We start from the raw sequence: 25,995 nt of genomic DNA on the forward strand, positions 1-25,995 counted from the left end.
ACATTAGTGTTATAAATTATTAACATTAGTGTTATAATATAAGGAAGTTTAAAATCTCTTAGATGACAGGAAACTTCTATGAATCTGAATGATTTAAAGTTACAAATAGAATTAATTCCCGAATCGACGATGCATTTGAATCTTCGTAATCAGTTCACTTCCTATCAATGGAGACAGTTCAGCCAGGATATTCAGAGACGGGATCAGTATACGTGTTGTATCTGTGAACGTATCAAAGGGGATACGATCGATAAGCTACATTGCCATGAATTATGGACATTTGATAACCAGACGCAAGTTCAGTCTCTTACTGGATTTCAGTCACTTTGCTTTCAATGTCATATGATCAAGCATATTGGCTTTGCTACGATGAAAGATTGGGTAGAAAAATATCAATTAATAGAGCATTTTTGTACTGTAAATCAGGTATCCCGTAAGCAATATGCTCAGCATTTTCATGAGGCTGTTCAATTGTGGATTGCCCGCAACCAGATAAAGTGGCATGTCGATCTGGGCGATTATATAAGTTAAGCAATGATACATAATCATCGCGAATAGGGGGGATAGGCTAGAAAGTAGGGTCCGATGCTTGCTGACTTATTTGTAACAAAAATGTAATCATCCGTTTTACCGGGAATAAAACGGCATATATGTACTAGCGAATTCAAGAACATGGGATTTTAGTTAATTTCGTGCTTTGATAAAAACGATGATTTATAGTACATTAGCTTTGAAGAAAGAGGAGGTTTCTAATGTACTCAAGCAGAACAAGCGATGCTTTGCACATCATGACATATACCTTGAACAGTGGTATTAAGGGTACTGTACCTTTATCTAACCAACAAATTGAGGAATGGCTTGAAAGTTATAGAAGCAATACGCGTTATGTGACTAATATAGGTAAAGAATTTTTTGGATTGAATCCAGAATTAGTTGCTGACTTTAAAGTACAAAATCAATTCTCTGATCATCAACGTGTGATTGTTCCGATTCAGCCGGAAGAACAACAACATCCTGCTGAGGACTTGAGCACTGCTTATAAAGCGAATGAGATTTTGATTAAAGTCGATTGTAAATGTGGAACAGCTTATACAACAGATTCACCGTTTATGCGTACCAAATGGTATTGCACGAAGTGTAAAGAAATTGTCTTCCTCGATCCGAAAAAAGGAAAAGTGGAAACATCACGCGGTGAAGCTTTCTATATGACAAATAAATATTTTGTAGAACGTGCTCCTATCGAATAGAATATAGTTCTGTCATTGCAACGTGAAAAATGACTGTTTGTCTAGACAAGTGTGAAAATGATCAATAAGTTAACGACTAGCTAGTATGTTTGATTAAAGACACGATAGGGTCGATAAGATAAAAACATACTAGAATAGCCGTATGTGCTAGGAAATACATACTGTAATGACCAAAACAGTCTGGTATAGATCAGGCTGTTTTTTGATATGTTGTTTTGTACAGAGTGATGATCCAGTGTGCAGGATATGATATACTATGCTGCATATGTTTGGAGGGATAAGATTAATGAGTTCTATCTATAGTAGTAGAAAAGTTCCATCTGTAGGGTGGATCATATGGACGATACTGGCTTTAGGTTGGATGGCTTTTATTTTTTATAAATCCCATCAGCCTTATACCGAGCAGGATTTGAAGCCATTTCTAGCCAACTTGATTCCAGAATCTACATTAACCACATTTACACCGACTATTGAATTTTCTTATGATGGTTATCTGGTAAGTGGCCAATCGCCATATGATTTTTTTGAGTTTTTTATTCGCAAAATAGCTCATGTGGTTGAATTTGCGCTATTAACGTTTTTGCTATGTCGAGTATTTTCGCCGTGGAGCCGTAGGCAGTATATGCCGTTGATATGGGCAGGGATAGTTTCTTATCTATATGCGCTATCTGATGAATGGCATCAGACCTTTATTGTTGGCAGAACCGGGCATTTTGAAGATACGTTAGTCGATGGGATCGGAATCGTGGTAGTGGTGATGATGTACATCTGGATTCGTAAACGTAAACATAAAAAAAGTGGACTGCGTTTCCGTTAAATATCTGTAATTAGAAGTAGGCAAGTCAAACATAGCAGTCAACACAAAAAGTCGCTTGTATTAAAGAAGCGACTTTTTGGTATGCAGAAAATAGTAGATGTAAGTATAGCGAAAAGTAAAAAGGATCAGCAGTTCGAATAGCAAGATCCATTATCCGTCTACCATAATCTTATTTAGCAATATTGATATAACGACCTACCAATTCACTGATTTTGGCACGTACGATTAGATCGGAATTACTGCGATTATTTAAGATTAAGTAGATATGTTTGATAAAATCGTTCTTTTCTTCATCCGTCAATGTAGTGATGTGTTGTTCCAATTCTGTATTTACACTCATGGTTATCCCTCCAACTACATATTTATTTTTATATAGCATAACCTATAATGGTCAAATATCCAGTCATTTATAATTATTTCATTATATGAAAAATTCATAATAGATATACATTTATCGTTGAAAGCGGTATCTTCAAAACAATCAACAATCAACAATCAACAATCAACAATCAACAATCACAATATCAATGAGGTGAATTGAATGAGCATGTCTGCCAACGCTTCAACGTTTGCGTGGGGTGTAGATCATTTACAGCAACGATTACAAGATACATTAACAGATCCTGATTATGAAGTATGGTGGAGAGAGCTACAGAATCTAGCCAATCAAGCATTGATTACACCTATTCCGGTACTGACCTTTGAAGCATTTCGTGAATTTGCTGATCATGGAGGACGTGAAGAGTACCAGCAACTTTATTTTGAAAAAAGAGGACGTATTGGAGCACTGGCTATTGTCAGCTTGAATACAACCGATGATGTGACCTGTTACATAGAAGCATTGGAAGAAGCATTATGGGATATATGCAATGAGTACACATGGTGCTTGCCTGCGCATTTGCCTCCGTCGAATGAAGGTACAGAGCGAGCCGTATGGGAAGAGATAGATTTATTTGCAGCAGAGACAGCAGCCATGGTAGCAGAACTGTATACCTTATTCGAGGGTCGGCTCGATACTCGCATAATGAAGCGGATAGAACTTGAAGTGCAGCGACGGATATTTAAGCCGATGAGTGATTCTGAGCAACTTTTCACATGGGAAACAGCAGATCATAATTGGTCAGCGGTCTGTGGATCAGGATGTGGGATAGCGGCATTGTTGTTATTGAAATCAGATGATCCTGTACGTGGGCAGATTCTGGAACGAGTGATCGGGGCTATGGATCATTTTCTATCTGGTTATGGAGAAGATGGAGGGTGTGCAGAAGGGCTAGGGTATTGGGTGTATGGATTCGGTTATTATACGTATTTTGTAGATATGCTTGTTCGATATGAGCCACAGCATGAATGGAGATTGAGATCTACAAAGATGATGAAGATGGCGGCTTTTCCCGAGCATATCCATTTGTCAGAAGGTGTATTTGTTAATTTCTCGGATAGTGATGAGGAAGAGATATTACCAGCAGGATTATTATCTCGATTAAGTGAATGGACAGGGCATCATTATTCGTTACCTTTTCAAATGAATCGACTGATGGATGATCCTTGTCGCCGTTGGGCGCATTTGATTCGTAATGTGTTGTGGGCAGACCCGCGTTATTTTGCATCTAATGTAGTACCAACACCTTTTAACAATGTAAGTATATATTTGCCTGATCTCCAGTGGATGATCTGTAAAAATGAACTTCCAGATTCACAAATCACGGTCGCTTTAGCCACAAAAGGTGGGCATAACGATGAACCGCATAACCATAATGATCTAGGTTCTTTTATTATTCATGCAGGTGGAGAAAATATATTATCTGATCTTGGAGCAGGGCTGTATACACAAGCTTATTTTGCACATGGTCGAGAACAGATTCTTAATATTTCGTCAGCAGGACATTCTGTACCACAGATTGATGGACAAGAACAACAAAGTGGACGTGAAGCTTATGCTAGCGTGGTAGAACCGCAGGTATGGAAAGAAGAAGAGAAAGAATATGCGGTATGGAAAGTAGATCTGACTCATGCTTATGACCATCAGTCGTTGCACCAATATACACGTAGTCTCGATTGGCAAGTTCCGATCGGTCAAGAAGAAGTGACGATAGACTGTATAGATCAATTTCGCTTCTATAAGAATAATAATCTAGACGAGAATCATTCTGTTTCGTATGAAAGTAGTTTGGATACATCAAGCTTTTCAAATCAGAACTATACTACAGCAACACCTATTATAGAACGTTTAATTAGTAAAATTAAGCCGATAGTCGAAGCAGATCAAGTACGCTGGCAAGGAAGAAAAGCAGAAGTGTGTCTGAATCTTTTGCATGCTCAGGATAAAGTAAATGTAGAAGTGATCGAACATGTCGATCATGAAGGACAAGCGCTAGTCTTATATCGGACATCTATTCAGTATTTGTCTTCTATAGAACAGAGTACATCTAGACCAGATATAGCTCAATCAGAACTTGTATCAGAAGATGTAAAGCCACAACAATCCGAATGGTTGGATGTAGTAGTGGAGTTGCCATTTGTGATCCGACCTCTTTAATCTATGCTTGTAGCAGTAGAGTCAAGATTGTCGCTTAATCGGTCAAATCTGTGAATCGTATCGGAGAAAACAAGATGCTACACTGAACTCATGAAGAAGTAAGCGCAATCATGATTATCAAAATACCGAAAGAAGGGGTTATTTTGAAACAGTGGAATCGATGGAATCCGTCTTCTTATGGCTGGGCAGATGAAGCTCTCGCTTATGAACAGCAATTGCAACAGAGTCAGCCTTTACCAGCTTCAGATTGGACGAAAGAGCGAAAAGTACACATGTTAAGTCAAATGGTAGATTATTATGCCACTCATCAGCAAGATAACGGAGCGATTATCGATCCCCATTCTGAAGCAGAACGTTATTATTCGACACCTTCGTACGCACTGGCGGCGGCTGTTCTGGTGAGCAGTGGGCGAGAAGACTTACTAGACTCTGCGGCAAAAGCTTTGACTCATAGTATTGAGTTACTGATAAGTGAGCGCACACCTGATCAACATCCTGACTTTTTTATTATTATGATTATGGGTGCTTATCGTATCTTGAAAAGTAGACTGCCAGAACAAGCTGAATTATGGAAGCAATCGCTAGCTACGATTGAGCCTGAACAGACCTATCTATTTACAATGAGCAAAATGAAAAATCCTAATCGAATGATTAACTGGAATGCGATTATGTTATCTGGAGAAGTGATCCGACAAGCCGAAGGAATAGCACCTACTGATACGACATGGATAGATGATTATTTGCAACAATATCATCTGCCTCGATTCACTGCACTGGGATGGTACGAAGATGGCCCGCTAGATCGACCGAATAGCCCATTCGCTTACGATATTGCTACAAGGTACCATTTAAGTGTGATGATGTTATCCGGTTATCAAGGAACCACTGCATCTGAACTACAGACTCAGTTGCAACATGGAGCGATAAGTTCGTTATTGACTCTATCACCACTTGGAGAATTACCCCCAAGAGGACGTAGTGCACAACATCAATGGAATGAAGCCGCAGCCGCATTTATTTTTACGATCCAAGCGCAACAAGCTTATGCAGATGGAGAAGTACAGTGGGCAGGTGCATTTCGTCATGCGGCAGATCTGACATGGGAAGCAATCGCAAAATGGCAAATGCCTGATGGTTATGTACAGATTGTACGTAATCATTACCCGGCAGAGGAGCGGCATGGATATGAAGTATACAGCAATCATACGACTTACAATCTATGGACAGCCGCCGCTCTGGCGTATACGCTCTGGTATGAACAGGCGGAGGAGATCATGCCTTATCCGATTCCAGTAGAGCTAGGCAGCCGTACACTTCAGGCAGATGGTTGGTTTGAAACGGTATTTAGTTCTGTCCCCGGTCAGCAGTTGGTAATCCATACGGCACTTAATGATCCATATATGATTCCGGGAGTAGCCCGTATTCAGCGAGCGGGCTTACATGCGAATCTAGCCACTTCTTCTTCAGGGCATCAGAATCAAGGATTTACAGAGTTTGCTACAGGTGCTATTTTTCCGCTGAGTCATATGCCGGCATGGCAGACAAAGGATGAGGTATGGCATCATCTAGCAGAAGGATTCTCAACGGTGTTTCCATTCGACCGAGATGCAGGGGTTGATCCATCGGATGGCGGAGGTTCGTATACGATTGCGGAGTCAGCAACCACCTCGGATCATAGTCATCTTGTGATCAAGTGGCAAGGGCCGTTACAAGGAATCGACCATGTGATAGCGACCTATGAACAGTCTCCCGGGCATATCGTAATCACGTATGAAGTAGGGCATGACCAAGACAGCGAGCAATCCACACAACAGATTGATCATATCGGTGCTTGGATTCCGTTGTTTCAATCGGATGGACAAGAATCTTCTGTGATAGAAACAGCTACTCAAGAATCTACCGAAGCCATTACACTGACGTATCGGGGGCAACAATTACGAATCGTACCTGTAACACCGCACTCAATGATTACTTTTCCCCAAGAAGCAGAGCAAGTGGCTAGTCGGAATGGTCTGTTGCGCGGAGCGAGAATTGAAGCGCCAGGTCAGCGCATTTCGTTTGAAATCTGGTTACCGTAGAAATGAGTCATGATCCATAACGTGATCAGCATAAAAAGATAAAGAAATAGCTCGGGTAGCATAACCGGGCTATTTTTTGTTGTCTATTTTTTATTTTCAATAAGAACAGTAGAGCATGTTAACCAAACAATCCTACCGTCTCAAAACATTATTTTAACCACAATAGGTAAAAATTGTTTGGAAACAGGTCAGTTCTGTGTCTTAAATGATCAGGCTTTCCACGATACACTTAGAACATAAGATATTAACCGAATAAGGCTACAGTCCGCGGCTGTTGCACTATTCTACAAGGAGGTACGACTCGTGGAGCGTTCTGCATCTCAATCTACAGCCTCATCGCAGTCCAAGAGCTGGCTATCAACCACAGCCAAAGAAACGATTGCAGGGTATCTATTTGCGGCACCCATGTTGATCGGACTGACTATTTTTATACTGATCCCGATGGTGTCGTTATTTTTTATTAGTTTGACCAAATGGAACTTTATTCAAGGATTCCGTGGTGTTGAAATGATAGGGCTAGATAATTTCCGTCATTTGTTTCAAGACAAATCATTCTTCGTCTCTATGCTCAATAATATCAAATTGTTATTAGCGGTTCCGTTCACTCTATTATTTTCACTGGTGATCGCTATTGTAGTCGATGAGAAAGTGTATTTTAAAAGCTTTTTCAAAATCATTTACTTTATGCCGTATATCTCAAGTGTTGTAGCTGTAGCGATAGTATTTCAGATTTTATTTCATCCTTCTCAAGGCCCTGTAAATGGTTTCTTAATGTCGCTGGGTGTCACCAATCCGCCGAAATGGTTAGCCGATCCTACGTATGCATTACCGTCGATTATGATGATTACGGTCTGGACATCGATTGGCTTCAATATGGTGGTCTATCTCGCAGGGTTACAATCGATTCCGAAAGATCTGTATGAAGCGGCTGATATTGATGGTGCATCATCATGGCGTAAGTTTCACTCCATTACCGTACCGATGTTATCACCGACTACGTTTTTCTTGTTGATTACCGGTATCATTTATTCGTTCAAAACATTTGATCTAATTGCTGTTCTTACGCAGGGCGGACCTGCCAAGTCAACCAATGTGATGGTATATGAAATTTACGATCAAGCATTTGTGAATTTGAAAATGGGTTATGCCGCCGCAGAATCGGTATTTCTGTTTGCTGTTATTTTACTGATTACCGGTATTCAATTCTGGGGTCAGAAAAAATGGGTCAACTACTAATGAATAGGATCGATAAGGAGGTGTAGCTGTTGGAACATCCGATTTCAGCTCCAAATGTATCGTCAACGCATCGTCCCAAAAGAGCCAAGCTGTCTTTGACGAAAATAATTGTAACCGTTATCATGCTGGTGATAGGGATTATCTTTTTACTACCTTTTATCTGGATGTTATCAGCATCGTTTAAGCCAGAAGCCGATGTGTTCAAATATCCGGTTCAATGGATTCCACATACATGGAATGTAGTCGAAAATTATCGTGCCGTATGGTTCGGTGATCCACCATTTATGTTGTATTACTGGAACTCGATCAAAGTCTCGGTGATGACCATCCTTATCTCAGTAATCACTTCAGCGATGGCAGCCTATGCTTTTTCCAAAATTAACTTTCGAGGTCGGGATACATTATTTATTATCGTGTTACTTACGTTTATGATTCCAGGGCAAGCGGTATTAGTGCCTCAATTCATTATGTATCGCAGTCTAGGATTGTTCGATACGCATATCGGATTGGTACTGCTTGAATCGTTCAGTGCGCTTGGTACATTTATGTTACGACAAGCATTTATGTCGATTCATAGTGAATTTATCGAGTCTGCCAAGATTGATGGAGCAGGGCATGCACGTATTTTCGCTCAAATTGCTTTGCCTTTAGTCCAGCCTTTTATTGCAACCTATGCCATTTTACGATTTATCTGGACATGGAATGACTATCAAGCACCATTGATCTTCCTACGTTCTCCTGAATTATTTACAGTTCAATTAGGTATTAACCGCTTTGCCGATGCTACAGGCGAATATTACTCACTCATTATGGCAGGCACATGCTCGGCGATTTTACCTTTACTGATCGTCTTTTTATTAGCACAAAAACATGTTATCGGTGGAATTGCACTCGGTGGCGTGAAAGGGTAACTGTTATTCATTTATATCAAATGTATATATCCTAAGGGGGATTATAATGAAGCTGAATCTAAAATGGAAATCGATGATCATCATGAGTTGTTGCCTACTATTAGTACTCGCAGGCTGTGGACAAGCCAAAGAAAGTGCCACAACAGCAGATGGCAAAACTAAAATCACATTTTACACATGGTATACCAAAGATCAATTCCACTGGGATGATGTCTATGCCGCATGGCAAAAAAAGAATCCAAATATTGAAGTTGAATATGTAGGTTTATCTGAAAAAAGTGATACCGATGAATATATCAAAAAGTTAGACCTTGCCGCAGGTTCGGGCGATCCTATTGATGTGGTGATGGTCAATAATGCGAATACGTACGCTCAACGTGTGGATATGGGCATGTTTGCACCACTGGACGATTTGATTGATTTTAAATATGAAGATGAATACTTAGCTGACTTCGCAGTCGATGGTAAACGTTATGCATTACCGGGTAAACGTGCGATTACGTATGTGTTACTGAACAAAGATCGTCTGGATAAAGCAGGCTTAAAAGTACCTACCGATTGGACATGGGATGAATTCCGTGAATATGCCAAAAAATTGACAGCACCGGATCATAGCTACTATGGTGTATACTTCCATACATGGGCATCTCAGACGTTACTTGAACTATTGAATCAACCTGAAAATAATAGCTATCTCAAAGCAGACGGTACATCCAACATGGACGACCCTAACTTCCGTGCATCTTTCGAACTGCGTTATCAAGCAGAACACGAAGATCATTCAGCCGTTCCATATAGCGATGCGATTTCACAAAAATTAAATTATCGTGATCAATTTCTAGGCGGATCAGCCAGCATGTTAGTTATGGGAAGCTGGATGAACTCCAATATCGCAGGAAGCAAAGAATCTGCACCTGACTTCAAAGTCGCTGTAGCACCTTATCCTAAAAATAACGCAGATACCAAAGAAATCTATTCAAGCAATGATTATGATTACTATGGAATAGGTGCAGGATCAGACAAACAAGACGCATCTATGCAATTTATCCGCTGGATGACAACAGAAGGTATCCAAGCACAAGGAACAGATATCTCCTCTTGGCAAAAAGCAGATGTTAGTAAAGCACTAGAAAGTATTATCAATAACGGTACACATCCAGAAAATGTCGATCTAGACTCACTCATCTACACCTTCAAAGTCAGCAAAGGCATTAACAAAGCGCCAGCTGTTCCATACCTGAGCGAAATCGAACAAGAAGTAAACGCTGAATTCGAAAAATATATCTTACAAAAACAAGACATCGACACCACCATCACCAACGCCAAAGCCATTGTCCAACAAATCATAGACGCTAACAAAAGCTAATCCGTAGCATCTATTAAAGAATGACACTAAGCCGAAAATCATAAACCAAAACGAAAAGAAAAAAATTCCTAAACTATAAAACAAGAAAACAAGCCCGTATACCAACTAAAATAAGATCATACTAATTCATCTAAAATATTCTTATGTAATAACCAAAAACTCTATACTAAAGTTACAACAAAGAAATCCCAATCACTATCAAACCATACTTTAATCACTACAAAACCAATATTCTTGTAAAACAAACCAACTAATTCTTTTAGCACTAACACGGCTACCCTAAATTAAGAAAGCTTTACATCAAGAAATAGAGTGGTGGCTAGGGAGCACGGAGCGAAGGCAAAGGAATTGTCCTGAAAAAGCGAAGCGATCGCCTTTGAATAAAAATACCGACCGCCAGCGGTCAATCAAGGTATTTTTGTTCACCAGCGATGACAAGGACAATACCTCTGCCGCAGCGGATGATGCCCCAAAGCCCCATTCCATTTTTGATCTAAACTTTTAATCCAAAACGAAAGGTCATATGAGCATGAAGGCATGGAGGAGAATCTGGCATACTTCACTAAGGGGCAAGCTGATTGCCTCCGTGGCCTGTTGCTTGCTGTTAACGATCGGCGCAGGCACAATGTTATCCAGTTGGCTGACCAAAGACATGATGAAAGAAACCGTTTTGCAGAATGCAGGCAATTCACTTGATGCGGCGAATCTGTATTTAACCGATCAGATCAATCGCCTGATCTATATTTCCAACTATCTGTACTTGGATCAAGAACTCAATCTAGCACTCAAATATCGACGTAGTGGTATCTATGTAGGACAGACTGAAGCTTCGGATGTGACCAAGAAACTAGATAATCTTTCTTATGCAGGAGAACAAGTCTATATCTCGGTCTGGACAGGAAATGGTAAAATGATCTATAGCAATTTCCAGTCAGATCAATACCAGTTGGATAAGTTGGATATCCATCAACTGACCCATAGCGGTACATTTATCACAGGGGGTAAGCTTAACTTTTTGCTACATCCATCGTACCTGCAATCCAAAGACGAACCAACCACCCACATGCTCTCGGTGGCTCGCAGTTTACGCTTATTATCAGGCAAAGTCTATGGTTATGTAATTGTTAGTATGAATGAAGAACAACTCAAAGCGGTACTGAATAAGTACGATTCTACCATTCAAATGATGATCGTAGGCGAAGATAATCAGATTATTTCTCATCCCAATAGCCAGATGATCGGTAATGATTTTAGTCAACTGTATCATCCACAAGAAGGTATTCTAGAACTGGAAAGAGATATGTCTGTGGCTGGATGGAGATTGGAAGGATTAGTGCCTTATGGTGTTGCTGCTGAAAAGATTAACCGAATCTATCAAGTGACGAATTTTGTACAGATGGCGGTACTGATCGTATTCCTGATTTTATTAGTGCTAGGGATTGCTCGTCTCACCCGTCCGATTGTCAAATTAACGCAGGTCGTCCGCAAAATTGATAATGATAATCTCAGTATTCGCTCCGGTATTCGAGGAGAAGATGAAGCTGGTGTGCTCGGTCAATCGCTAGATGCCATGTTAGACCGTGTCGAAGAGATGATTATCCAGATCGAACGTGAACAAAGTGAACGTCGCAAAGCAGAACTAGAAATGCTACAAGCACAGATTAACCCTCATTTTTTATTTAATATTTTGGGAGCGATTCGGATGGATCTGTTGTTAAAAGGTTCTGAAGACGCCGCTGTATTATTGGGTTCACTTTCTTCTTTACTACGAATGACTGTCAATCGAGGTAACGAATGTATTTCGCTTCAAGAAGAAATGGAAACCGTACAACATTATATTCGTCTGGTTGATTTTCAGCGAGAAGTGAAAGTGCACTTAGACATGGAATTATCGCCAGATACAATCGACAAATACGTACCCCGATTTATCGTTCAACCGCTTGTTGAGAACGCTTACCATCATGGGTTATCGAAGTATGGCGGTATTTTGTGGATACAATCTTGGTTAGAAGATCCATATATCTGGATCAGTATTCGTGATAGCGGAGAAGGTATGAATGCAAAACGTTTGCAAGCTGTACAACAAGTGATTGATCAGATTCAAAAACCAAACATAGAATATGCTCTACATCCTTTATCACGATCAGAATCTACACATACTGATTTATCCGAAAAAGCATCATCTGATTCAATCCCGTTAGAACACCAATCAAGCTCACCACCTGTACCTGCTATTTCAGGAATTGGTCTGACGAATGTAATACGCCGTCTGCAAATGATCTATGGTTCTTCGGTACTAGTACACATAGAAAGTCATCCCGGTGAAGGCACAGAAATTAAGATCGGATTGCCACATAGACAATAGAATTGATCCATAGCAGGAATAGTATTTTATATGGTAAGAGTAAAGGAGGTTTATGATGATGTATAGTGTCATACTGGTCGATGATAGCATGCCCGTACTTCATTATTTGTCTCGTGCTGTACCGTGGGAGCAACTTGGCTTTCAATTAGCAGGTTCTTTCAGCGATCCAGAGGAAGCGCTTACTTATGGACAGCAACATGCTCCAGATGTATTAATTACCGATATCGGAATGCCCAAGATAGACGGTATTCAATTGATTGCTTCACTCAAGCAGACACAACAATCGCTGATGTCGGTCATTATTTCGTGTCATGGAGAATTTGCCTATGCTCAGCAGGCGGTAAAGTTAGGAGTACAAGATTATTTGCTCAAAGAAAATCTAACAGCAGATCAATTAGTACCTATTCTGGAGCAGATTCGGCAACGTCTGGATCAAGCACAATCGCATTCCAGTGAACATCAACGTCTACAAGAAGATCATTTACGACATCGGCTCTTAATTAAGCGCAAATTTACCAGTGAATTGCTGTCAGGCAGTATTCAAGACCCAGAGTATGGTATTCAGCGATTGACTCATTTTGGATTGGATACGCGCGGTAAAATGATTCTGCCAGTCTATTACACCGTAACAGCCAATGAAGAACGCAAACAGCGATTCCATGATCTGGATTTGCTTTCATTTACCGTTGAAAATATCGTTGAAGAAATTGTAGAACATTCAGGAACAGCAGTGCATTTAAGTAAAAGTCCTGGTGAAGGATTTGTCTGGTTTGCTTTGCCTGTTCGTTCAGGTGCGCAACAAGAAATGATTGTGCATGAAGTGATGTACCAGTTGATTTATAGTGTGCAGAAATTTGCCAAAGCCGAGATTGTGACGGTATGTGGTTCGAAGACACTACACTGGCAAGAAGCGATGAACGATGCGATTCAATTACAAGCGCAAGCAGATCGTTATTTTTATTTACCACCTTCTACATTATGTGATTCTACGCATCGTTTAGATTTTCAAAAAGAAAGTGATCTATTTGCTAATTATGGAACAGCAGCAGAATCATTAGCACTTGCATTATTGCCAGATGGAGAAATTAATCTTTGGATTAACAACTGGATTGAGCGCTTAAAGCAAGAACGGTATCATCCCGAAACGGTCAAAACATTTATGCTCAAATTAGCGATTGACTGGCAATTGAAGCAACAGCAATTGCACGAGCGACCGTTTGCGTTTTCTGTAGAAGAATTACATCGTGAAATGGGACATATTCGTCATATCCATGAATTGACTGAATGGATGAATATCCGTTTTGGAGCGCTGGCAGTGCTATCACGTGATTGGACTTTACAGGCCAATTGTCGTTCAGAAATTATTCATGCGCGTAACTATGTCGAACAACATATGAATCGTCTGGTGAAGTTAGAAGAAGTGGCTGAACATTTGCATTTGAATGCCAGTTATTTCAGCCGTTTGTTCAAAAAAGAAACAGGTGAGACGTTTATTGAATATGCGACACGGGTCAAAATGCAACGTGCCAAAGAATGGATTACCGCAGGCAATGGGACGGTAGATGAAGTATCGCAGATGTTAGGCTATCAGTACAAAAGCTATTTTCTGAAGCTATACAAATTGTATACAGGACATACTCCTGTCAAAAGCAAAGGGGATACGATATGAATACAACAGCACCCACTCACTGGCAAAGTGAAGCATGGAATTGGGTCGTTCAACAAACATCCACCACCGCACAAGCGATTCAAGACCATTTCCCCCATGTTGCTGAACAAGGTGAATATGATCGTAGAGAAGCAGAGTGGTGGACAGCAGGCTTTTGGCCGGGATTGTTATGGTTAGTTCAATCGACACCTTCGTCATTAACGTTAGCCACAGAAGCAGATTCAGCCTACGATAAAGAAAGGTCTACTGGCGAACAGGCTACAGAGTCAAGTAGCGCCTTATCATCCTGGGCGGAAAGTTGTGAAGTACAACTGGAACAATGTCTTCATGATCCTGAAAAAGTCGATCATGATCTTGGATTCACATGGTTACTTAGCGGTGTTGCCCATTACCGATTGTCAGGTAACACAGAATCACGTCGTCGTGGATTGTTAGCGGCTAATCTTTTAGCAGCAAGGTATAATGTACGTGGTCGTTATATTCGGGCATGGAATTTTGGTTCTCCTTTGATGGATACACGTGGAGTGGCAATTATAGATAGTATGATGAACCTTCCTTTGTTATATTGGGCATCCAAAGAAACAGGAGACCCTCGTTATCAAGCACTTGCTATGGAACATGCAGATACCGTAGCCAAAGAATTTGTACGGGAAGATCATTCCATCTGTCATGCAGTTGAATTTGATCCTTGGACAGGGGAAAAGTTGAAAGAACATGGTGGACAAGGGTTTGCGCCAGGCTCAGCATGGGCTAGAGGAACCGCTTGGGCGCTTCACGGATTTACGTTATCTTACGCCTATACAGGAGAACAACGGTATCTGGATATTGCCAAACAAACAGCGCAATTTTTTCTGACTGAATTAGGCGAAGAGATTGTACCTTTTTGGGATTTTCGAGCACCGGATGAACATCGTATTGCATGGGATTCATCCGCCGCAGCAATCGCCGCTAGTGGATTGTTAGAATTGGCTCGTCATGTACCAGAGAATGAACAATCGTTTTATCAGCGCGCAGGGGAATTGATCGTGCAAGGATTGTATGAACAATTTTCCTCGAAAGAAATAGGTGGCGAAGGATTAATTGCCAAAGGAACCGTGCATTATCCAGAGCAGAAATATTTGAATGTCTCGATTATTTATGGAGATTACTTTTTTGCAGAAGCGTTAGTGAAGCTTCAAGGCAAGCAAGGGTTATTTACACCCGATGCTTATTAAGAGTATGATCTATCTAGTAGTCACGTAAATAGATTGACGATTATGATCATTTGTGGAACTATAAAAGGTATGGTTAGCGTACCTAATTCGCATTTCTGTAACTTACTATTGAACCGGGCGCATACTGTTGCCCGGTTTGTTGCTGTTACCATAACATCATATTTTAAAAATAAATCAAACGTAATAGGTATACACAATGATGAATAATAATGTATGACAGAGGAGAATCATTATGACGGAAGAAGAACGTATAGTTTTGGAACAACAATTAAATGAGTTATTAACACGCTCAGAATGGACAGCAGCAGATACTCCTTTAATTGAACAATTATTGCATACATTACAGACCGTTTCAGCTGAAAATAAACGCCTGCGTACAGCACTTCTTAAAGCGAATGCGCAACAACCGAAAATGTCTAGTCGTTTACGTGATGCGTTGTACGAATAAGCTACCTTTATACCCTACATGTTAACAATGCTCAAGATATGGTAGAATAGACGTGCCTTAAATCAGATCATACATTAAAGATGATCACTGTTACCTGTGGCTTAGAGTATGTGTAAGTATGACAGGTCAAGCCTACTTAATGATAAAGATTGTACTTATATAGAAAAGAGAGTGACTATTAACCATGACAATTAATTGTGATATCGCAATACTAGGTGGAGGAACAGGCGGTTATGTCGCTGCTATTCGTGCTGCTCAATTAGGTAAAGAAGTAGTCATCATCGAACAGGATAAATTAGGCGGAACTTGCCTGCATCGTGGGTGTATTCCAAGCAAAAGCTTACTGCGTAGTGCAGAAGTCTATGCATTGATGCAAGACAGTGAAGATTACGGTATAGCCGCAGAAAATATCACATTACAATTTGCCAAAGTACAGGCTCGCAAACAAGGTATTGTCGATCAATTGCATCAAGGCGTACAGTATTTGATGCGTAAAAATAAAATCAAAGTGGTACAAGGTAAAGGACGCGTTATAGGCCCATCGATCTTTTCTCCGCAAAGTGGGGCAGTGGCTGTGGAATATGAAGATGGCGAAATGGAAACGGTCGTTTCCAAAAATCTGATTATCGCTACAGGTTCACGTCCTCGTGTACTTCCAGGTCTAGAAGCAGATGGTCAATGGATCCTCAATAGTGATCATGCACTTCAATTGGAATCTTTACCTGAATCTATGCTGATTGTTGGCGGTGGTGTGATCGGAATGGAATGGGCTTCGATGTTAAATGATTTTGGCGTGAAGATTACAGTGGTTGAAGCCGCTTCTCAAATTCTGCCTGCGGAAGATCAAGAAGTCGCTCGCGAATTACGCAAATTGTTAGAACAACGTGGTGTAACGATTTATACGGATGCCACCCTGTTAACAGATACATATGCGCCAGCAGCGGATCAACAGGAGCTATCGATTACGATTCGTCATCAAGAACAAGAGCATGTGTTAACGGTATCCAAAGTATTCGTATCGATCGGTCGTCAAGCGAATGCTGAAAGTATCGGACTTGCGAATACCGATGTACAGATTGTGAACGGATTTATCAAAGTAAACAGCAAAATGCAAACGACAGAATCTCATATTTATGCAATCGGTGATGTGATTGGAGGACTGCAATTGGCTCATGCTGCAAGTCATGAAGGTATTGCCGCAGTCAATCATATTTGCGGAGAAGAAGTCCATTATAATCCGCTTCAAGTGTCTCGTTGCGTGTATACACGTCCAGAAGTCGCAAGTACAGGTATTACAGAACAAGAAGCTACCGCTCAAGGAATCGATGTCAAAGTAGGCAAGTTTCCTTTCAAAGCGATCGGTAAAGCATTGGTCTACGGAGAAAGTGACGGTTTTGTGAAAGTCATTGCAGATCGCAATACCGATGATTTATTAGGTGTTCAGATTATTGGACCACAAGCCACAGACTTGATCAGTGAAGCGGCATTAGCACAATTCCTGAATGCAACGCCGTGGGAAGTGGCTCAGACTGTACATGCTCATCCAACACTTGCTGAAATTTTAGGCGAAGCAATGTTAGCTGTAGATGGCAAAGCGCTCGGAATGTAGTCTGATTTTTACTCTTTTTGACCCTATATACAACGATGCATAAGCGAAGATGGAGAAATCCGTCTTTTCTTTTTGCCCGGGATGTGATTATAATAGGTTTAGGCTCAAGTCTTAGTACCAGGTTTTAAGACAAGCACTAACCTGTACTTGAAGCTTCATTATCCGATTGTTGAATAATCTGTTCCAGTAGCTTAAAATAACTGATCAAGGTTGTTGTAGTGACGGATGCATGTTGTACAATCTTCTATTTTTATCAAAATGACAAGCCATCTCTAATACAGAGCTTGTCTAATTTTAAGGAGGTACCTGCTATGAAAGCGGAAGGTACTATTGACCAACAAACTAGACATGAACAAATTGGATTGACCGACGCTCAAGCGATCGAGATGTACAAATATATGCTTTTAGCACGTAAGTTCGACGAACGTTGTCATTTACTACAACGTGCAGGTAAGATCAATTTCCACGTATCCGGTGTTGGACACGAAGCAGCGCAAGTCGGTGCTGCATTTGCTCTTGATCGGGAAGAAGATTATTTTTTACCGTATTATCGTGATTATGGATTTGTTCTGTCTGTCGGTATGACAGCACGCGAATTGATGTTGTCTGCATTTGCCAAAGCGGAAGATCCGAATAGTGGTGGACGACAAATGCCAGGTCACTTTGGTAGCAAACGTCTACGTATTGTGACAGGTTCCAGCCCGGTAACCACGCAAGTTCCTCATGCGGTCGGCGTAGCACTTGCCGCCAAAATGAAAAAGAAAAAGTTGGTTTCTTTTGTCACGTTTGGCGAAGGTTCAAGTAACCAAGGTGATTTCCATGAAGGTTGTAACTTTGCTGGCGTACATAAATTGCCAGTGATTATGATGTGTCAAAATAACCAGTACGCGATCTCTGTACCTGCACATAAGCAGATCAGTGGTAAAATTAGTGATCGTGCACTGGGTTACGGATTCCCGGGTGTCCAAGTGGATGGTAATGATGTGTTAGAAGTGTACCGTGTAACTAAAGAAGCGCGTGAACGTGCGATCAACGGTGAAGGTCCTACATTGATTGAAGCGATGTTATATCGCCTTTCTCCACACTCTACATCAGATAATGATCTAGCTTATCGTACTCAAGAAGAAGTCGATGAGAATTGGAAAAAAGATAGCTTGCCTCGTTATAAAAAATACCTGATCGACTGCGGTATTTGGAGTGAAGAGCAAGATGCAGAACTAAGCAAAGAATACGTTCAAATCATGAAAGAAGCTACGGAATATGCGGACAATGCCCCTTATCCGCGTGCTGAAGATACATTACTGCATGTGTTTGCAGGCGATGAGGAGGGTAATCAGTAATGGCGATGATGGAATATATTGATGCCATTCGTCTAGCGATGAAAGAAGAAATGGCGCTGGATGATAATGTATTTGTTTTGGGAGAAGATGTAGGGCTTAAAGGTGGAGTATTTACCACGACCAAAGGGTTACAAGAACAATTTGGCGAAGATCGTGTATTGGATACTCCGCTTGCAGAATCTGCGATTGCAGGGGTTGCGATTGGAGCGGCAATGTATGGCATGAAACCTATTGCTGAAATGCAGTATTCAGACTTTATGTTGCCAGCAACCAATCAGATTATTAGTGAAGCAGCGAAGATTCGTTACCGTTCCAACAATGACTGGAGTTGTCCGATCGTTGTTCGTGCTCCTATTGGTGGCGGTGTATTCGGTGGTCTGTATCATTCGCAATGTATGGAGTCGGTATTTTTTGGTACAGCAGGTTTGAAGATTGTAGCTCCTTATTCAGCGTATGATGCTAAAGGTCTACTGAAAGCCGCTGTCCGCGATCCTGATCCAGTACTCTTTTTTGAAAATAAAAAATGCTACAAATTGATCAAAGGTGATGTACCTGATGATGATTATGTGGTGCCGATCGGTGAAGCGAATCTGCTACGTTCAGGCGATGATATTACTGTCATCAGCTATAGCTTACCGTTACACTTTATTATGCAAGCGGCAGAAGAGTTAGAACAAGAAGAAGGCATTACTAGCCATGTTCTGGATCTACGTACGATTCAGCCATTGGATCGCCAAGCGATTATTGATGCAGCTCGTCATACAGGTAAAGTATTAATCGTGCATGAAGATAATTTGACAGGCGGTGTAGGCGGAGAAGTAGCAGCGATTATTGCGGAAGAATGTCTATTCGATCTGGATGCGCCGATTCGTCGCCTTGCAGGGCCAGACACACCACCGATGCCAATTAACCCACCTCAAGAAAAGTTCTTTATGCTCAACAAAGATAAAGTCAAAGTCGCTATGCGTGATCTTGCTTTATTTTAAAATAAACAACGATAGCGCGGATTGATATCTAGCGTATCTATACAAAATGTGAAAAGATGTTTGCATAGCAAAATATCTAATCCTTTAGGAGTGAAATCATATGTCTGCAAAAGGAAATCCAACAGATGTGGTTATGCCACAACTGGCGGAATCTCTCGTATCTGCAACGATTGCCAAATGGCTCAAACAGCCTGGTGAATCTGTAGATCAATATGAACCGATCTGTGAAGTCATTACCGATAAAGTGAATGCTGAGATTCCTTCTGTATTAGAAGGAATTATGGGCGATATTATAGCATTAGAAGGTCAAGAAGTAGCAGTGGGCGAAGTGATCTGTCAGATCATTACCGAACAAGCTGCATCAGCGGATACCGACCATATTGCACCCGCTTCACCAGAAATCACAGTGCATGATGATCTACCTGCTGAGACAGTAGCTACACCTGCTACGACACCATCTTCGTCACCTGTAGCATCAGCACGTCCTGCTGGTTCTGCTCCACGTTCTGCTGAATCTGGAAATGGATCGATGAGTGGACGCTATTCACCTGCTGTACAGTCTCTTGCTGCTGAACATGGAGTCAATCTATCCGGTATTCAAGGTACAGGCGCAGGTGGACGTGTAACTCGTCGTGATGTACTCAAAGCATTAGAAAATGGAACTGCTCATGCTCCTGTAGCATCAGCATCCAATAATAGCAATGCAGCCCAACAAGCACCTTCAACACCAAGTAATACGACTGCACCGACAGCGGCAAGTATGCCTGCGGCTTCCACAGAATATCAAGTGCGTCATTCAGGTATTCATTTATCAGAGACACCAGCTATTGCTAAGATCGTGATGGAAGAAGATCAGGCGAATCAATTAGGTCAAAGTGAACATTTGATCAATGTCACGCCACTTCGTAATGCGATTGCACGTAATATGCGCCAAAGTGTATCCGAGATTCCTCATGCATGGACAATGATTGAAGTCGATGTAACGAACCTCGTGATGCTGCGCAACAAAGTAAAAGATGAGTTCAAGCGTAAAGAAGGTATTAACTTAACGTATCTATCGTTCTTACTCAAAGCCGTTGTGAACGCGATTAAAGATTATCCGATTATGAACTCTGTCTGGGCAGTGGATAAAATTATCGTCAAACGCGATATCAATATTGCGCTTGCTGTAGGTACAGAAGATTCAGTCATGACCCCGGTTATTCACAAAGCGGATCAAAAAAATATCGCAGGTCTTGCGCATGAAGTAGAAGATTTGGCACGCCGTACTCGTGATGGCAAGCTCAAATTGGACGATATGCAAGGTGGTACATTTACAGTTAATAATACAGGTTCATTTGGTTCGATTCTGTCGTATCCGATTATTAACTATCCACAAGCAGCGATTTTGACCTTTGAATCGATTGTCAAAAAACCAGTTGTGATTAACGATATGATTGCTGTTCGCTCGATGGCTAATCTATGTCTGTCTTTAGATCATCGTATTCTCGATGGTGTCATCTGCGGACGTTTCTTACAACGTGTTAAAGATAATTTGGAAAGTTATAATACCGATACAAAGTTGTATTAAGAACTTGAATACGGTAAATTAAGATAAAAGGTACACAACAATAGAATAGTCATCAGGGAAGGGACGTGTCTGCATATGAGTAAATTCATTCAAGTCTCCTATACGCCCTCGATGGATTACGCGCAAGCGTGGGAGAAGCAGAAGGAGATTGTTCGCGGGGTTGATACCGGTGAGCAAGAGGAACACCTTCTGCTTCTTCAGCATCCACCGACGTATACTATTGGCTCTCAGCGTCATCCAGAGCATTTGTTATGGAACGAAGAAGAGCTGGCAAAGCGAGGCATTACACTGTTTCAGATTGATCGAGGCGGTGATATTACATACCATGGCCCTGGACAGTTAGTCGGTTATCCGATTCTGTTACTGGATGCCGCCAAAGGCATAGATCCACACCGATATCTGAGAACATTGGAACAGGTGATTATTGATTATTTAGCAGAACAAGGCATTGAAGCCGGACGCAAAGAAGAATATACAGGCGTATGGATTGGTGATCTCAAAATCGCGGCGATAGGCATTAAATTTAATAAATGTCGTCATCGTAAAGGGTTTGTTACCAGTCATGGATTTGCGTTTAATATTTCTTCGGGGATTCAAAATGAAGGGTTTAGCGGTATTGTTCCTTGTGGCATTGAACAATATGGAGTGACTTCGCTTGAAGATATTACCGGCCGTACTTTTACCGTTGAGCAAGTGGCACAGGAGATATTGCCACATTTTATGCGCCATTTTGAGTATGCACAGCCGGAAGAACCATTATCCTTATAAAAACGGTTGAATGACCATCAGTAAAGTAGAACCGACCATTGCAATCAACATGATATAAATAAAGACTTTGAACCATTTTTTCTTTTCCATAAGTGTACTCCTTTATGTCTATAAAATAGGGATCGGTCAACAGAACCCATTCTCTTCATCATACCGATTATAAGGCTATTTTGCAAAAGGAGTCACTGCAATATGTGTATATTTACGTAAACTCAAAGGAGCGAATATTGTGATATCTGAATCCCGTTTAATTGAAGAATTTAAAGAACTTGTACAAATAGATAGTGAAACCAAACAAGAGCGTGCAATCGCAGATCGTTTGACAGAAAAGCTAATTGCACTTGGCTTTACCGTTATCGAAGACGAATCAGCTGCCAAAACAGGACATGCCGCAGGTAACTTGATTGCGACACTACCGGCTAATACGGATAAATCTATTCCTAAATTATTTTTCACTTCTCATATGGATACGGTAAAACCGGGTATTGGAATCGTGCCTGTGATGGATGCAGAAGGTTATATTACCAGTTCAACGGATACCATTTTAGGAGCAGATGACAAAGCAGGCATCGCTGCTCTTTTTGAAATGATTCGAGTGTTAAAAGAACAAAATATAGAGCATGGTCAGATTCAGTTGATTATTACCGCAGGTGAAGAATCCGGTCTGATGGGCGCACGTTCTATGGATTCTTCTCTCGTGGATGCAGATTTCGGTTATGCACTCGATTCTAACGGAACAGTGGGAACGATTGCGGTTGCTGCGCCTACGCAAGCACGTATCGTGATGGAGATTTTCGGCAAATCGGCTCATGCAGGTGTCAATCCTGAAGATGGCATTAGTGCGATTCAAGTGGCAGGCAAAGCGATTTCACGAATGAAATTAGGACGAATCGATCACGAGACGACTGCGAATATTGGCAAATTCGAAGGCGGCGAAGCGACCAATGTCATTTGCGATTATGCACGCTTGGAAGCAGAAGCACGCAGTCTGGTGCACGAAAAAGTAGTAGTACAGTTAGCAGCGATGAAAGAATCGCTTGAAAATACATGTGCAGATTTTGGCGCTACAGGTAAATTTCAAAGTGTGATTGTATATCCGGGCTTCAAATTTACAGAAGATGATGCTGTTGTTCAATTGGCGCAACGTGCCGCAAGTAAATTAGGTGTACCGAATGATATTTTTCATACGGGTGGAGGCAGTGACGCTAATATCTTCAATAGCTTTGGAATTCCAACAGCCAATCTAGCGGTCGGTTATGAATTTATTCATACAACAGATGAGCGTATTCACAAAGACGAATTAGTACGTGCGGCACATCTAGTAACTGAAATTGTACGTGAAACATCCCAGTTAACGAAGTGGAAATAAGACGATATAGCATTCAACGATAAATGATACGTGGAGGAATTGAGATGACAGCGAATAAAGCTTTAGACGAGATTACACTATCCACCGAATCGATTTTTGAAGGGAAAGTCATATCTTTACAAGTGGATACTGTAGAACTTCCAAATGGAAATACAAGTAAGCGCGAGATTGTTCGCCATCCAGGAGCGGTAGCAGTACTGGCTATTCATAACGATCGTATGCTTGTAGTAGAGCAGTATCGTCAAGCACTCGGTCGTACCGAAGTGGAAGTTCCTGCGGGCAAATTGGAAAAAGGGGAACAGCCAGAGGAAGCCATCAAGCGTGAACTGGAAGAAGAAACAGGATATCGCTGTGAGCAAGTGACTTTGTTGAACTCTTTTTATACATCGCCCGGCTTTGCGGATGAGATTATCCATCTCTATCTTGCTGAAGATCTACAAGCGGGTGAACTGAATCCAGATGACGATGAATTTCTAGAAGTGACTGAGATTACACTCGAAGAAGCATATGAACAGATTCGTGAAGGACGTATTAGCGATGCGAAGACGATTATGGCGGTACAAGCTTGGCATCTGATCAAAGTTACAGGAAAACCTAGTCTGTGAGTGAATTGCAATCGATCTATGCTGATCTTCATATTCATATCGGTAGAAGTGAAGATGGACAACCGGTGAAGATCAGTGGTAGCCGTAATCTGACTTTTGCTAATATCGCCAAAGAATCTTCAGAACGCAAAGGAATCGGATTAACAGGAATTATCGATTGTCATTCACCTGGAGTACAACAAGATATCCGTAACTATATTGCCAGCGGTGAAATGGTTGAAATCGCTGGTGGTGGCATTCGTTATCAAGATACTACCATTCTACTCGGTTCAGAAATCGAGATACGTGAGCCTGGTTATCATGAAGCTCATGTGTTGGTTTATTTTCGCGATCTAGCCACAATCACGGACTTTAGTCAATGGATGAGCAAGCATATGAAAAATGTTCAATTAAGCTCTCAACGTCTACATGTGTCTTTTCAGGAACTGCAAAAGCAGGTCAAACAACGAAATGGTATTTTTATGCCTGCTCATATGTTTACTCCGCATAAAGGCATCTATGGAAGTACCGTAGCGCAGATGAGTGAAGTATTGGACTTGAATAGCATCGATGGTGGAGAACTGGGACTAAGTGCAGATACGACAATGTCCAGTTATATTAGTGAACTTGATCCGTATCCGTTACTTACCAATTCAGATGCTCACTCGCTTGGCAAAATTGGACGTGAATACAACCTTTTTGCGATGCGTGAAGCAAGCTTTGATGAATGGGTGGCTGTACTTCGGGGAGAAAACGGTCGCCATATTATGGCTAATTACGGACTTGATCCTAGACTTGGTAAATACCATCGTACGTATTGTACCAACTGTAACAGTATTATAGATGATGCTTCTCCTGCAATTGAGCGTTGTCCTTATTGCGGTAGTACCAAGCTTACTATAGGTGTGATGGATCGGATTCTACAGATTGCCGATCGTGAGCAACCTGTTGTGAATGCTCATCGTCCACCGTATCATTATCAGGTGCCATTGTCGTTTATTCCAGGGCTAGGGCCTGCTAAGATGAACCGTTTGCTTGCAGAATACGGTACAGAGATGAATATCTTACATCAGACTTCTATAGAGCAATTAACAGATATCGTAGGTGCTGAAATTGCTTTGTTAATTGTACAAGCAAGAAGCGGGGAACTACAGTTAAGCTCAGGTGGCGGCGGAACATATGGCAAAGTTATGACGAAGTCAGAGAACAGAATATAGACGTTACAAAATCAGGGATTTGCTTTGAATTGGAAGCAAACACATGTGTTCTAAAAAGTTTGACTTTGTCAAAGAATTCCCCCTATAATAATAGAAGTGAGCATTTACACGATGCAGTGATTTCCACAGGGGGAGGTATAGAATGGAAGCACGGATCGATAAGATTAAACAGCAATTACAATCCAAAGGTTATAAATTAACGCCCCAGCGGGAAGCCACCGTTCGAGTGCTTCTTGAGAATGAAGAAGATCATCTAAGTGCAGAGGATGTCTTCATGTTAGTGAAGCAGAAAGCTCCCGAAATCGGTCTTGCCACTGTTTACCGTACCCTTGAACTTCTGAGTGAACTGCATGTCGTGGAAAAAATCAACTTCGGTGACGGTGTAGCGCGTTATGATTTGCGTACCGACACCAGCAAGCACCATCATCATCATCTTATATGCGTGCAATGCGGAAGTATGGATGAGATCCGCGAAGATTGGCTAGGACCACTAGAAGAACGATTGGATAAAGAATTCGATTTCACGGTTCTGGACCACAGACTCGATTTTTACGGAATTTGTTATCGTTGTAAAGACAAAAACGATATCAACAAAGACGAAAAACCTGACAACTAAAATGGATACCAGAGACTCTCGCCCGATATTTGGCTGTTCGGGAGAGAGT

At 41.2% G+C, this 25,995-nt stretch carries 23 protein-coding genes; 21 read left to right on the forward strand and 2 right to left on the reverse strand.

The features are described from left to right. Positions 1-78 precede the first annotated feature (78 nt). The 3 genes from RCP16_RS04595 to RCP16_RS04605 all read left to right on the forward strand — a co-directional run bounded on the left by RCP16_RS04595 (position 79) and on the right by RCP16_RS04605 (position 2,064). Positions 79-531 carry a hypothetical protein gene (locus tag RCP16_RS04595; RefSeq protein WP_308641756.1) on the forward strand — a complete coding sequence of 151 codons (453 nt, stop codon included), beginning with the start codon at positions 79-81 and terminating at the stop codon, positions 529-531. Positions 532-752: 221 nt separating this feature from the next. After that, a complete protein-coding gene (locus tag RCP16_RS04600; RefSeq protein WP_137220671.1) occupies positions 753-1,247 on the forward strand; it encodes a hypothetical protein in 495 nt (164 codons plus the stop codon). A gap of 286 nt (positions 1,248-1,533) precedes the next feature. Beyond that, on the forward strand, positions 1,534-2,064 hold the full coding sequence (locus RCP16_RS04605; RefSeq protein WP_069329788.1) for a VanZ family protein: 531 nt from the start codon (positions 1,534-1,536) through the stop codon (positions 2,062-2,064). A 169-nt stretch (positions 2,065-2,233) separates the two neighbouring features. On the opposite strand, the gene RCP16_RS04610 is transcribed toward RCP16_RS04605, so the two are convergent. Beyond that, the gene (locus RCP16_RS04610) at positions 2,234-2,404 is read right to left on the reverse strand and encodes a hypothetical protein (protein ID WP_161594180.1); all 171 of its coding nucleotides are present in this window, start codon (positions 2,402-2,404) and stop codon (positions 2,234-2,236) included. Positions 2,405-2,605: 201 nt separating this feature from the next. On the opposite strand from RCP16_RS04610, the gene RCP16_RS04615 reads away from it, so the two are divergent. From RCP16_RS04615 to lipB, 14 genes are all read left to right on the forward strand, one after another. Then, positions 2,606-4,600, forward strand: coding sequence for a heparinase II/III domain-containing protein (locus tag RCP16_RS04615; protein ID WP_308641757.1), 1,995 nt, complete (start codon positions 2,606-2,608; stop codon positions 4,598-4,600). A gap of 110 nt (positions 4,601-4,710) precedes the next feature. Beyond that, positions 4,711-6,678 (forward strand): glycosyl hydrolase, encoded by a 1,968-nt coding sequence (locus RCP16_RS04620; RefSeq protein WP_308641758.1) that lies wholly within the window; start codon positions 4,711-4,713, stop codon positions 6,676-6,678. A gap of 303 nt (positions 6,679-6,981) precedes the next feature. Continuing rightward, positions 6,982-7,914 (forward strand): carbohydrate ABC transporter permease, encoded by a 933-nt coding sequence (locus RCP16_RS04625; protein ID WP_308641759.1) that lies wholly within the window; start codon positions 6,982-6,984, stop codon positions 7,912-7,914. A 122-nt stretch (positions 7,915-8,036) separates the two neighbouring features. Then, complete coding sequence (locus RCP16_RS04630; protein WP_069327984.1) at positions 8,037-8,825, forward strand: carbohydrate ABC transporter permease; 789 nt, start codon at positions 8,037-8,039, stop codon at positions 8,823-8,825. A 46-nt stretch (positions 8,826-8,871) separates the two neighbouring features. After that, positions 8,872-10,191, forward strand: coding sequence for an ABC transporter substrate-binding protein (locus RCP16_RS04635; protein WP_137220667.1), 1,320 nt, complete (start codon positions 8,872-8,874; stop codon positions 10,189-10,191). 598 nt (positions 10,192-10,789) lie between these two features. Further along, the gene (locus tag RCP16_RS04640; RefSeq protein ID WP_308641760.1) at positions 10,790-12,556 is read left to right on the forward strand and encodes a cache domain-containing sensor histidine kinase; all 1,767 of its coding nucleotides are present in this window, start codon (positions 10,790-10,792) and stop codon (positions 12,554-12,556) included. Positions 12,557-12,614: 58 nt separating this feature from the next. Continuing rightward, a complete protein-coding gene (locus RCP16_RS04645) occupies positions 12,615-14,225 on the forward strand; it encodes a response regulator transcription factor (RefSeq protein WP_175425176.1) in 1,611 nt (536 codons plus the stop codon). Then, on the forward strand, positions 14,222-15,439 hold the full coding sequence (locus RCP16_RS04650) for a glycoside hydrolase family protein (protein ID WP_308641761.1): 1,218 nt from the start codon (positions 14,222-14,224) through the stop codon (positions 15,437-15,439). Before RCP16_RS04645 ends, RCP16_RS04650 begins: the two co-directional genes overlap by 4 nt. Positions 15,440-15,671: 232 nt before the next feature. Further along, positions 15,672-15,887 (forward strand): hypothetical protein, encoded by a 216-nt coding sequence (locus RCP16_RS04655; protein ID WP_308641762.1) that lies wholly within the window; start codon positions 15,672-15,674, stop codon positions 15,885-15,887. Between the two features lie 184 nt (positions 15,888-16,071). Next, positions 16,072-17,496 carry a dihydrolipoyl dehydrogenase gene (gene lpdA / locus RCP16_RS04660; protein ID WP_308641763.1) on the forward strand — a complete coding sequence of 475 codons (1,425 nt, stop codon included), beginning with the start codon at positions 16,072-16,074 and terminating at the stop codon, positions 17,494-17,496. 311 nt (positions 17,497-17,807) lie between these two features. After that, entirely contained in the window at positions 17,808-18,836 is a 1,029-nt protein-coding gene (locus RCP16_RS04665) for a thiamine pyrophosphate-dependent dehydrogenase E1 component subunit alpha (RefSeq protein ID WP_069327869.1), read from the forward strand. Continuing rightward, positions 18,836-19,822: an alpha-ketoacid dehydrogenase subunit beta gene (locus RCP16_RS04670; protein WP_069327870.1), complete on the forward strand. Its 987-nt coding sequence runs from the start codon at positions 18,836-18,838 to the stop codon at positions 19,820-19,822. Before RCP16_RS04665 ends, RCP16_RS04670 begins: the two co-directional genes overlap by 1 nt. A gap of 100 nt (positions 19,823-19,922) precedes the next feature. Continuing rightward, positions 19,923-21,392: a dihydrolipoamide acetyltransferase family protein gene (locus tag RCP16_RS04675; protein WP_308641764.1), complete on the forward strand. Its 1,470-nt coding sequence runs from the start codon at positions 19,923-19,925 to the stop codon at positions 21,390-21,392. Between the two features lie 75 nt (positions 21,393-21,467). Then, the gene (lipB, locus tag RCP16_RS04680) at positions 21,468-22,160 is read left to right on the forward strand and encodes a lipoyl(octanoyl) transferase LipB (protein WP_137220661.1); all 693 of its coding nucleotides are present in this window, start codon (positions 21,468-21,470) and stop codon (positions 22,158-22,160) included. Here the strand turns inward: lipB and prli42 are convergent. Beyond that, entirely contained in the window at positions 22,155-22,250 is a 96-nt protein-coding gene (gene prli42, locus RCP16_RS04685) for a stressosome-associated protein Prli42 (protein ID WP_137220660.1), read from the reverse strand. The genes lipB and prli42 overlap by 6 nt on opposite strands. Before the next feature lie 139 nt (positions 22,251-22,389). Here prli42 and RCP16_RS04690 point away from each other — a divergent pair, with 139 nt between their 5' ends. From RCP16_RS04690 to fur, 4 genes are all read left to right on the forward strand, one after another. After that, positions 22,390-23,529 carry a M20/M25/M40 family metallo-hydrolase gene (locus RCP16_RS04690; RefSeq protein ID WP_308641765.1) on the forward strand — a complete coding sequence of 380 codons (1,140 nt, stop codon included), beginning with the start codon at positions 22,390-22,392 and terminating at the stop codon, positions 23,527-23,529. Between the two features lie 44 nt (positions 23,530-23,573). Continuing rightward, positions 23,574-24,134: an NUDIX hydrolase gene (locus RCP16_RS04695; RefSeq protein WP_308641766.1), complete on the forward strand. Its 561-nt coding sequence runs from the start codon at positions 23,574-23,576 to the stop codon at positions 24,132-24,134. Then, positions 24,131-25,330 carry an endonuclease Q family protein gene (locus tag RCP16_RS04700; RefSeq protein WP_308641767.1) on the forward strand — a complete coding sequence of 400 codons (1,200 nt, stop codon included), beginning with the start codon at positions 24,131-24,133 and terminating at the stop codon, positions 25,328-25,330. Before RCP16_RS04695 ends, RCP16_RS04700 begins: the two co-directional genes overlap by 4 nt. A gap of 142 nt (positions 25,331-25,472) precedes the next feature. Next, positions 25,473-25,946: a ferric iron uptake transcriptional regulator gene (gene fur, locus RCP16_RS04705; protein WP_069327876.1), complete on the forward strand. Its 474-nt coding sequence runs from the start codon at positions 25,473-25,475 to the stop codon at positions 25,944-25,946. The last annotated feature ends 49 nt before the right edge of the window (positions 25,947-25,995 follow it).

Origin of the sequence: Paenibacillus nuruki (assembly GCF_963311185.1) — a bacterium.
Lineage (GTDB): Bacteria > Bacillota > Bacilli > Paenibacillales > Paenibacillaceae > Saccharibacillus > Saccharibacillus nuruki.

What these genes read in the sequence shown, in the direction of transcription:
- RCP16_RS04595 (WP_308641756.1), top strand. Translation starts at nt 79, where the DNA reads ATGAATCTGAATGATTTAAAGTTACAAATAGAATTAATTCCCGAATCG.
- RCP16_RS04600 (WP_137220671.1), top strand. Translation starts at nt 753, where the DNA reads ATGTACTCAAGCAGAACAAGCGATGCTTTGCACATCATGACATATACC.
- RCP16_RS04605 (WP_069329788.1), top strand. Translation starts at nt 1,534, where the DNA reads ATGAGTTCTATCTATAGTAGTAGAAAAGTTCCATCTGTAGGGTGGATC.
- RCP16_RS04610 (WP_161594180.1), bottom strand. Translation starts at nt 2,404, where the DNA reads ATGAGTGTAAATACAGAATTGGAACAACACATCACTACATTGACGGAT.
- RCP16_RS04615 (WP_308641757.1), top strand. Translation starts at nt 2,606, where the DNA reads ATGAGCATGTCTGCCAACGCTTCAACGTTTGCGTGGGGTGTAGATCAT.
- RCP16_RS04620 (WP_308641758.1), top strand. Translation starts at nt 4,711, where the DNA reads ATGATTATCAAAATACCGAAAGAAGGGGTTATTTTGAAACAGTGGAAT.
- RCP16_RS04630 (WP_069327984.1), top strand. Translation starts at nt 8,037, where the DNA reads ATGCTGGTGATAGGGATTATCTTTTTACTACCTTTTATCTGGATGTTA.
- RCP16_RS04635 (WP_137220667.1), top strand. Translation starts at nt 8,872, where the DNA reads ATGAAGCTGAATCTAAAATGGAAATCGATGATCATCATGAGTTGTTGC.
- RCP16_RS04645 (WP_175425176.1), top strand. Translation starts at nt 12,615, where the DNA reads ATGTATAGTGTCATACTGGTCGATGATAGCATGCCCGTACTTCATTAT.
- RCP16_RS04650 (WP_308641761.1), top strand. Translation starts at nt 14,222, where the DNA reads ATGAATACAACAGCACCCACTCACTGGCAAAGTGAAGCATGGAATTGG.
- RCP16_RS04655 (WP_308641762.1), top strand. Translation starts at nt 15,672, where the DNA reads ATGACGGAAGAAGAACGTATAGTTTTGGAACAACAATTAAATGAGTTA.
- lpdA (WP_308641763.1), top strand. Translation starts at nt 16,072, where the DNA reads ATGACAATTAATTGTGATATCGCAATACTAGGTGGAGGAACAGGCGGT.
- RCP16_RS04665 (WP_069327869.1), top strand. Translation starts at nt 17,808, where the DNA reads ATGAAAGCGGAAGGTACTATTGACCAACAAACTAGACATGAACAAATT.
- RCP16_RS04670 (WP_069327870.1), top strand. Translation starts at nt 18,836, where the DNA reads ATGGCGATGATGGAATATATTGATGCCATTCGTCTAGCGATGAAAGAA.
- RCP16_RS04675 (WP_308641764.1), top strand. Translation starts at nt 19,923, where the DNA reads ATGTCTGCAAAAGGAAATCCAACAGATGTGGTTATGCCACAACTGGCG.
- lipB (WP_137220661.1), top strand. Translation starts at nt 21,468, where the DNA reads ATGAGTAAATTCATTCAAGTCTCCTATACGCCCTCGATGGATTACGCG.
- prli42 (WP_137220660.1), bottom strand. Translation starts at nt 22,250, where the DNA reads ATGGAAAAGAAAAAATGGTTCAAAGTCTTTATTTATATCATGTTGATT.
- RCP16_RS04695 (WP_308641766.1), top strand. Translation starts at nt 23,574, where the DNA reads ATGACAGCGAATAAAGCTTTAGACGAGATTACACTATCCACCGAATCG.
- fur (WP_069327876.1), top strand. Translation starts at nt 25,473, where the DNA reads ATGGAAGCACGGATCGATAAGATTAAACAGCAATTACAATCCAAAGGT.